Source organism: Streptomyces sp. NPDC002734, assembly GCF_040295685.1.
Classification (GTDB): Bacteria; Actinomycetota; Actinomycetes; order Streptomycetales; family Streptomycetaceae; genus Streptomyces.
Map to the genome: position 1 here is coordinate 360790 of NZ_JBEOVU010000001.1, position 7731 is coordinate 368520.

The 7731-nt window shown below is 72.6% G+C and carries 7 protein-coding genes and 1 rRNA gene; 1 reads left to right on the forward strand and 7 read right to left on the reverse strand.

Annotation, left to right across the window (positions count from 1 at the left end):
• Positions 1 to 88: 88 nt before the first annotated feature.
• Complete coding sequence (locus tag ABT026_RS01640; RefSeq protein WP_351110979.1) at positions 89 to 1321, forward strand: DUF5667 domain-containing protein; 1233 nt, start codon at positions 89 to 91, stop codon at positions 1319 to 1321.
• A gap of 84 nt (positions 1322 to 1405) precedes the next feature.
• Here the strand turns inward: ABT026_RS01640 and ABT026_RS01645 are convergent, their stop codons facing one another.
• From ABT026_RS01645 to rrf, 7 genes are all read right to left on the reverse strand, one after another.
• A complete protein-coding gene (locus ABT026_RS01645; RefSeq protein WP_351110981.1) occupies positions 1406 to 2494 on the reverse strand; it encodes a lysophospholipid acyltransferase family protein in 1089 nt (362 codons plus the stop codon).
• A 20-nt stretch (positions 2495 to 2514) separates the two neighbouring features.
• Positions 2515 to 3567 carry an NAD-dependent epimerase/dehydratase family protein gene (locus tag ABT026_RS01650; protein ID WP_351110983.1) on the reverse strand — a complete coding sequence of 351 codons (1053 nt, stop codon included), beginning with the start codon at positions 3565 to 3567 and terminating at the stop codon, positions 2515 to 2517.
• A gap of 231 nt (positions 3568 to 3798) precedes the next feature.
• Complete coding sequence (locus ABT026_RS01655) at positions 3799 to 3897, reverse strand: 30S ribosomal protein bS22 (protein WP_003948845.1); 99 nt, start codon at positions 3895 to 3897, stop codon at positions 3799 to 3801.
• Positions 3898 to 4052: 155 nt separating this feature from the next.
• Complete coding sequence (locus ABT026_RS01660) at positions 4053 to 4265, reverse strand: helix-turn-helix domain-containing protein (RefSeq protein ID WP_159105670.1); 213 nt, start codon at positions 4263 to 4265, stop codon at positions 4053 to 4055.
• A gap of 1300 nt (positions 4266 to 5565) precedes the next feature.
• Positions 5566 to 6738: an acetoin utilization protein AcuC gene (locus ABT026_RS01665; protein ID WP_351110985.1), complete on the reverse strand. Its 1173-nt coding sequence runs from the start codon at positions 6736 to 6738 to the stop codon at positions 5566 to 5568.
• An 18-nt stretch (positions 6739 to 6756) separates the two neighbouring features.
• Positions 6757 to 7401 carry an HAD family hydrolase gene (locus ABT026_RS01670; RefSeq protein ID WP_351110987.1) on the reverse strand — a complete coding sequence of 215 codons (645 nt, stop codon included), beginning with the start codon at positions 7399 to 7401 and terminating at the stop codon, positions 6757 to 6759.
• A 69-nt stretch (positions 7402 to 7470) separates the two neighbouring features.
• Positions 7471 to 7587, reverse strand: a 5S ribosomal RNA gene (rrf, locus tag ABT026_RS01675).
• Positions 7588 to 7731: the final 144 nt, after the last annotated feature.

Genomic DNA, 7731 nt, shown 5'->3' on the forward strand with positions numbered 1-7731 from the left:
CCGCTCGTTGTCCGGGATACAGGCTCCCTGCGGACTCCCCGAGGTCCACGCCGGGAGTCGTCCGTCATGACGAGAGGAGGTGCCGCCAGTGATCGCGAACGTATCGGCGCACAGGCGGGCGAACGCCTTCGCCCAGGCCCTGGAGGAGCTGTCCGACCGGGGCACGGCGGCCGAGCAGCCACAGGGATCGGCGGCACCGAACCCCGCTGCCGCGGAAGACACCGGGCAGGCGGCCATGACGGCCGTCGCCACGGGTCTCGGCGAACTGCCCAAACCGGAGCTCGACCCCGAGGTGAAGGTCGTCCAGCGCGCCCAACTGGTGGCCGCCATGGAGGCCATGGTCCAGGAGGGCGCCCTGGGCACGGACGCGTCCGCGCAGGTTCCCGGCCAACGCTCACCCCGGGCGCGGGGCGCCCACCGGGCGAGCGCCCTGGGAAAGCTCCGGCCGCGTTCCCGCCTGACCAAGGGCCTGGCCGCCGGCGGGCTCAGCGTCGGCGTGGCGGCCAGTGCCTTCGGAGGCGTGGCCGCGGCCAGTTCCGACGCCCTCCCCGGTGACTCCCTCTACGGCCTCAAACGCGGGATCGAGGACTTCCGTCTCGGTCTCGCCGACGACGGCACGGAGCGCGGGGAGATGCTCCTCGACCAGGCCTCCCGGCGTCTCGCGGAGACCCGGCGGCTGATGGAGCGCGGCCGCGGCGGCCATCTGGACCACGAATCGGTGGTCGAGATCCGCCGCACCCTCTCCGGCATGCGCGAGGACGCCGTCGAGGGCCACCGCCTGCTCCACGACGCCTACCGGCGCGACCCCGACTCCCTGGCCCCCATCCAGGCGCTCTCCTCCTTCACCGAACGGCACGGCCGGACGTGGCACGAGCTGCGCGGCCGGCTCCCCGTGCAGCTCGGCGACGTGAGCGAGGAGGTCTCGTCGGTCTTCGACGCCATGGAGCAGGACGTCGCCCCGCTGCGGCCCCTGCTGCCCGAGGCGCCCTCGCCCGGCGACGACTCGCGGCCGGGCCACGAGACCGGCTCCCGCTCCCCCGGTTCGTCCCCGTCCGGCGAGTCCACCGCCCCGGGCAAGGACAGGGGCGAGAAGGGCTCCTCCACCGGCACCGGGGGCGAGCCCGAGGCCTCCCCGTCCTCGGACACCGACGGTCTGCTCGGCGGCAGCACCGGCGGCCTGTTCGACCCGCCGGACGAGGAGGACCAGGGCTCGACCTCCCAGCCGGAGGACGAGGAGGACGGCGGCCACCGGGTCACGTTGCCCCCGTTGCTCCCCGACCTCCTCCCGGGCCTCGGTCTCGGCGGGGACTCGTCGGAGTGACGTCGCGAGGAGGGGGACGCCCGCCGGGCGTCCCCCTCCTCCGCATGCCTTCCCGTGCCTTCCTCCGCATGCCTTCCGGGCCGGTCAGAAGAAGATCGACCGCCGCCGGACCAGCAGCTTGTACAGCGTGTGCTGGATCTCCTCCCGGACCTGGTCGGTCAGGTTGAACATCAGCATCGGGTCGTCCGCCGCCTCGGGCGCGTACCCGTCGGTGGGTATCGGCTCCCCGAACTGGATGGTCCACTTGGTGGGCAGCGGCAGCGCGCCCAGCGGCCCCAGCCACGGGAAGGTCGGCGTGAGCGGGAAGTACGGCAGCCCCAGCAGGCGGGCCACCGTCCGGGCGTTGCCCACCATCGGATAGGTCTCCTCCGCGCCGACCACCGAGCACGGGATGATCGGCGCCCGCGCCCGCAGCGCCGTGGAGACGAACCCGCCCCGGCCGAACCGCTGCAGCTTGTACCGCTCACCGAACGGCTTGCCGATGCCCTTGAAGCCCTCCGGCATCACGCCGACCAGTTCGCCCCGCCCCAGCAGCTCGGCCGCGTCCTCGGCGCAGGCCAGGGTGTGGCCGAGCTTGCGGGCGATCTCGTTGACGACGGGCAGGGTGAAGACCAGATCGGCGGCCAGCAGCCGCAGGTGACGGCCCGCCGGGTGCTTCTCGTGCACGGCGACCTGCATCATCAGGGCGTCCAGCGGGATGGTCCCGGAGTGGTTGGCGACGATCAGCGCCCCGCCCTCGGCGGGGATGTTCTCGATGCCCTTCACCTCGACCCGGAAGTACTTCTCGTACAGCGGGCGCAGCATCGCCATGAGCACCTCGTCGGTGAGCTCGGCGTCGTAGCCGAAGTCGTCGACCTCGTACTCACCGGTGACCCGCCGCCGCAGGAACGCCAGCCCCTTCGCCAGCCGCCGCTCCAGCCCGCCGCCGCCGTGCGCCGGGTCCTGGGCGCCCTCACCGCCGCGAGGGGCGTCCGCGCCCCCGTGGGAGGCGCCCTTGCCGCTGCCGGGGGCTCCCTGACCGCTGCCGGGGGCTCCCTCGTCGCCCTGCTCTCCCGCGCCGCGGCCCTGGGCCGGCAGCGGGACTGCGGCTCCGTCGCCGGACCTCGCGCCGCGGGGCGCGGAGCGGCGCCTGGCGCGGTCGTCGTCGAACGGTATGACCTTCGCGTCCGCCATGGTGACTGTGCTCCTCACGTCTACCGCTCGGCCTGGGTGCTGGTGTCCGGCGCCACGTGCCGGGCGATCCGGTCGACGGCCGCGGCGAGCGCGGCGGGCGGCAGGAGCCCGGGCCCGGCGGCCGAGGCGAAGTCCGCGAAGGTCTCCGCCGTGCTGTGGCGCGGCTCGAAGCCGAGGATCTCGCGCATCTCGTGGGTGTCGACGACCCTGCCGTGGGTGAGCAGCCGGATCTGCTCGGGGGAGAAGTCGGAGAGCCCCAGGGTCCGCAGCAGCGACCCGGTCAGGGTGACCGCGGGCAGCAGCACCGGCGCCGTGGGCCGTCCCATCCGCCGCGCGCACTGCGACAGCGTCAGCACGCCGTCGCCCGCGATGTTGAAGGTGCCGCTGTTCAGCGTCCCCCGCTCGGGCTCCCGGGAGGCCCGCAGCAGGACCTCGGTGACGTCGTCCTCGTGGACGAACTGCAGCCGGGGGTCGTAGCCGAGCACGGTCGGCAGCACCGGCAGACGGAAGTAGGAGGCGAGCGGGGTGTCCACGCCCGGCCCGAGGATGTTGGCGAACCGCAGCACGCAGACCGCCACGTCCGGCCGCCGCCGCGAGAAGCCCCGCACGTAGCCCTCGACCTCGACGGCGTCCTTGGCGAAGCCGCCGCTGGGCAGCACCTTCGGCGTCGTCGCCTCACCGAACACCGCGGGGTCGCGGGAGGCGGAACCGTAGACGGTGGTGCTGGACTTCACCACCAGCCGCCGCAGCGTCGGCGACTGCTGACAGGCGCCCAGCAGCTGCATGGTGCCGATGACGTTGGTCTCCTTCACCGAGGACCGACCGCCACCGGCCAACGCCGTTCCGGTGACGTCGAGATGGACCACGGTGTCCACGGCGTGCTCGGCCAGCACCCGGCCGATCGCCGGCTGCCGGATGTCCGCGCGCACGAACAGCGCCTCGCCCAGGTCGTGCTCCGGGGTGACGGCGTCCACCGCCACCACCCGGGCCACGTCCGGGTCCTGGAGCACCCGGCGCACGAATTGGCTCCCCAGCCGCCGGGCCGCCCCGGTCACCAGCACGATCCTGCCCAAGACCAGCGCCCTCCCGTCGTCCGCACGGGCTCCCTCCCGGCGGTATGCGACAACTTAGTCGCTCCGTGTTGCGCGGGTATGGCTGTCACGCTGCCACTGCCCTCCGCCCACGCCTCCCACACGTCTGCCCCACGGAGAGCCGACCACAGCACCCCGGGAACGTCTGTGGCCCCCCACCGAACCGGTGGGGGGCCACAGACGTACGCTTCGCGCGGCGTGTGCCGCGTCGCGTTACTTCTTGTTGCGACGCTGGACGCGCGTGCGCTTGAGCAGCTTGCGGTGCTTCTTCTTGGCCATCCGCTTGCGCCGCTTCTTGATAACAGAGCCCACGACTTACCCTCGCTCACTTCTCATCACTCGGCGTTGGGCGCCATGGGCCCATACGACCTTCGAGGGGAAAGCCTACCTTCCCCCGGCCATGAGGTCGTAATCGAGGGGCTGCGCGACGGCCCGGGAGAGCCCCGGAACCGCCGCGAGCGACTGCCTCAGGCCGTCTCCACCCCCACATAGCTCTCGCGAAGGTACTCGTGAACCGCTTGCTCCGGGACCCGGAACGACCGTCCGACCCGGATGGCGGGCAGATGACCGCTGTGCACCAGCCGGTACACGGTCATCTTGGACACGCGCATCACCGAGGCGACCTCCGCCACGGTAAGGAACTGAACCTCGTTCAGAGGCCTTTCGCTGCCAGCTGCCATGACACACCTGAACCCTTCGCACTCGACGGCCACCGGCTTCCCCTTCCGGTGACTCTTCGTCGCTGCGTGCTCACTCCCCAAGGTAGGGGCGGATGATGCGAGTGGGGAAGAGGAGCAGCCATCACCGGCCTACCGTGACAGACACCCGCGATTGAGCACGCAACGGATAAGCGGGGGACGCCACCCGGGCCCCACACCCACCCCAACCGGAACGCCGGCGGAGATCCGCGCCCCCCGCACCACCGGCGGCCCTCACCGCCCCGCCCGCCCCGGCCCGCACGCCTCGCCGCACCCGCACTGACCTGCCCGGCGGTCCCGGAAGCCTCCCCTCCCCGCGGGCCCGGCACCCGCCCCGCGGAACGCCGGCCACCGCACCCGCCGCCGGCCACGGCACGCGGTGGTGCGCCCCCGGCGGCGGAATCCCCGCACCACCGGCGGGGGGACGGGCGCGGGGCTGCCGGGGTTGCTGATGCGTAGTCGGAACCGGGTCGTTTTGTCGACACTGCCGCCCTGCATCGGACGCAGCGCATCACCGCGGAACGTCGAGAGCCCGGCTGCCGCCCGGTCCGAGCGCGACTGGCACCGGGCGCGCTCCGCCGGCCCCCGGAAGCGGGGGCTCCCCGGTGGCCAGGGCCTGCGGCGGGGGTTCCGGTTGGCTCCGGGACGAGGCGGACCGTCTCGTCGACGCGATCGTCCCCGATCACATACTGCCCGCCCACCCGCCAACAATCGACCACAACCCACTAAATCCCGACCACACCAACCCACCGCCGCGTCGCCGTCCCTGCGGAGTCGCCGTCCCTGCGGAGCGGCGTGCCCGACCCCCTGCGGGCGGCTGGGCCGCCCAGGGGGCGATGGGGGTCCCCCCTGCTCGAGCGAAGCCGAGAGCTTGGGGGAGGGCGGGCGCAGGCCCCAGCCTCCGCGGCGAGCGGCTCCCCCACCCCGCAAGCCAACGGCACCGTACGCACGCAACCCGAACCTCAGAACGACCCAAGGCCGAGCCCCGGTAGAGCGCACTGTCTTGTTCCCCCGACCCGCCCCCTTCCCGGGAGGGACCTGACGTTCCGGCAAGCGAGCCGTCACGTGAGGACATAAGGCCCTGCGCCCACCCTCCCCCAGACTTCGTCCGGGGGGACCCCCATCGCCCCAGCGGCACGATTGCCCGCAGGACGGGCGGGCGTGGACGGCCCAGGCCCGCAAGGGCGGAGGCGGCCCGGACCGCGCGCCAGGGCTCGCAGGGCCGGATGACCTCACTGCCGCACGAGGCGACGTCCGCGCCCGCAGGGGGAACCGCGAAGGATCATGGCATCAGCCCCCGCAGGGGGAACACCGCCTTCCGCGTGGCGAGGATCGCCTGGTCCAACCGATCCGCCGGGTCGTACCCGTCCCCCCACGACCGGAAGGTCACCGGCCACCGCCCGTCCGTCATCCGCCGCGGCCCCGCCTGCCGGGTCAACGCGTACACCTCCTGCCGCCACCCCTCCGGCACCAACGTCTCCGGCGCCACCGGCCGCCCCGCCGCCACGGCGACCAGATGCGTCCACGACCGCGGCACCACGTCGACCACCTCATAACCCCCGCCACCGAGGGCGATCCACCGCCCGTCCGCGTGCGCGTGCGCCAGCCCGTGACAGGCCGCCTGCACCGCGTGCTGCGCGTCCAGCGAGACCGCCAGATGCGCCAGCGGGTCCTCGAAGTGCGTGTCGGCCCCGTGCTGCGTGACCAGCACCTGCGGCCGGAACTCCTCCAGCAGCTCCGGCACCACCGAGTCGAACGCCCGCAGCCACCCCGCGTCACCCGTCCCCGCCGGCAACGCCACGTTCACCGCCGTGCCCTCCGCGCCCGGAGCGCCCGTCTCCTCGGGCCAGCCGGTCTGCGGGAACAGCGTGCGCGGGTGCTCGTGCAGGGAGATCGTCAGCACACGGGGGTCGTCCCAGAAGACCGCCTGGACGCCGTCCCCGTGGTGCACGTCGACGTCCACATAGGCGACCCGCTCCGCACCCAGCTCCAGGAGCCGCGCGACGGCCAGCGCCGCGTCGTTGTAGACGCAGAACCCCGACGCCGCCCCCGGCATCGCGTGATGCAGCCCGCCGGCGAAGTTCACCGCGTGCAGCGCGTCCCCCCGCCACACCGACTCCGCCGCCCCCACCGACAGGCCGGCGATCAACGCGGAGACCTCGTGCATCCCGCGGAACGCCGGGTCGTCCTCCGTGCCCAGCCCGTACGCCGGGTCCGCGGCCTCCGGCTCGGCCGAGGCCGCCCTCACCGCCTCGATGTAGTCCTGGCGGTGCACCAGCCGCAGCGTGGAGTCCCCCGCCGCCCTGCCCCCGGCCACGGTGACCTCGCGGTCCAGCTCCAGCGCCGCGACCAGACGCCGCGTCAGCTTCAGGCGGACCGGGTCCATCGGGTGCCCTCGCCCGAAGTCGTAGCCGGTGACTGCCTCGTCCCACATCATCTGCGCGCGGCCGCTCATGAACGCCACGGTAGCCGTTCAGGCCAGGAGAGCCGCCAGCTCCCCCATCGTGGTGAACGGCGCCTTCACGCCCACCAGCTTCTCCGCCGGCGTCATCGCCGTGAACCCGTACACGTCCATCCCCGCGGCGAGACCCGCCCGAACCCCCAGCGGGCTGTCCTCCACCACCGCGCACCGCTCCGGCGCGACCCCCATCGACCGTGCGGCGTGCAGGAACAGGTCCGGCGCCGGCTTCCCGCGGCCGACGTCCTGCGCACTGAAGATCCGCGCGTCGTCGAACCACCGGTCCAGCCCGGTCTTCCGGTGACCCACCCGGATCCGCTCGTGGCTCCCCGAGGAGGCCACGCAGAAGGGGACCCCGGCCGCAGCGAGCTGCCGCAGCACGTCCGCGACGCCCGGCACCGGCTTCAACTCCCGCTCGAACGCGGCGAAGACACGGGCGTGGAACTCGTCGTCGAAGTCCTCCGGCAGCCGCTGCCCCGTCCGCTCGAGGATCAGGTCGTGGATGCGGTGCATGGCCGAACCCATGTAGTCCCGGACGGAGTCCTCGTAGGAGGTCTCGTGCCCGAGTTCGGTGAGGTAGCCGGCCAGCAGCCGGTTGGAGATCGGCTCACTGTCGACGAGCACACCGTCGTTGTCGAAAAGGACCAGGTCGTAGCGCATGCTCAGACCATAAACTCTCCGGAAATGCGGAAAGCCCCCGCACAAGGTGCGGGGGCTTTCCCAATATTTGTTCGGCGGCGTCCTACTCTCCCACAGGGTCCCCCCTGCAGTACCATCGGCGCTGTGAGGCTTAGCTTCCGGGTTCGGAATGTAACCGGGCGTTTCCCTCACGCTATGACCACCGAAACACTTTGAAACAACAACCGGCAAAAGGGTTGTTCGTGGTTTCAGAACCAACACAGTGGACGCGAGCAACTGAGGACAAGCCCTCGGCCTATTAGTACCAGTCACCTCCACCCGTTACCGGGCTTCCAGATCTGGCCTATCAAC

What these genes read in the sequence shown, in the direction of transcription:
- ABT026_RS01645 (WP_351110981.1), bottom strand. Translation starts at nt 2,494, where the DNA reads ATGGCGGACGCGAAGGTCATACCGTTCGACGACGACCGCGCCAGGCGC.
- ABT026_RS01660 (WP_159105670.1), bottom strand. Translation starts at nt 4,265, where the DNA reads ATGGCAGCTGGCAGCGAAAGGCCTCTGAACGAGGTTCAGTTCCTTACC.
- ABT026_RS01665 (WP_351110985.1), bottom strand. Translation starts at nt 6,738, where the DNA reads ATGAGCGGCCGCGCGCAGATGATGTGGGACGAGGCAGTCACCGGCTAC.
- ABT026_RS01670 (WP_351110987.1), bottom strand. Translation starts at nt 7,401, where the DNA reads ATGCGCTACGACCTGGTCCTTTTCGACAACGACGGTGTGCTCGTCGAC.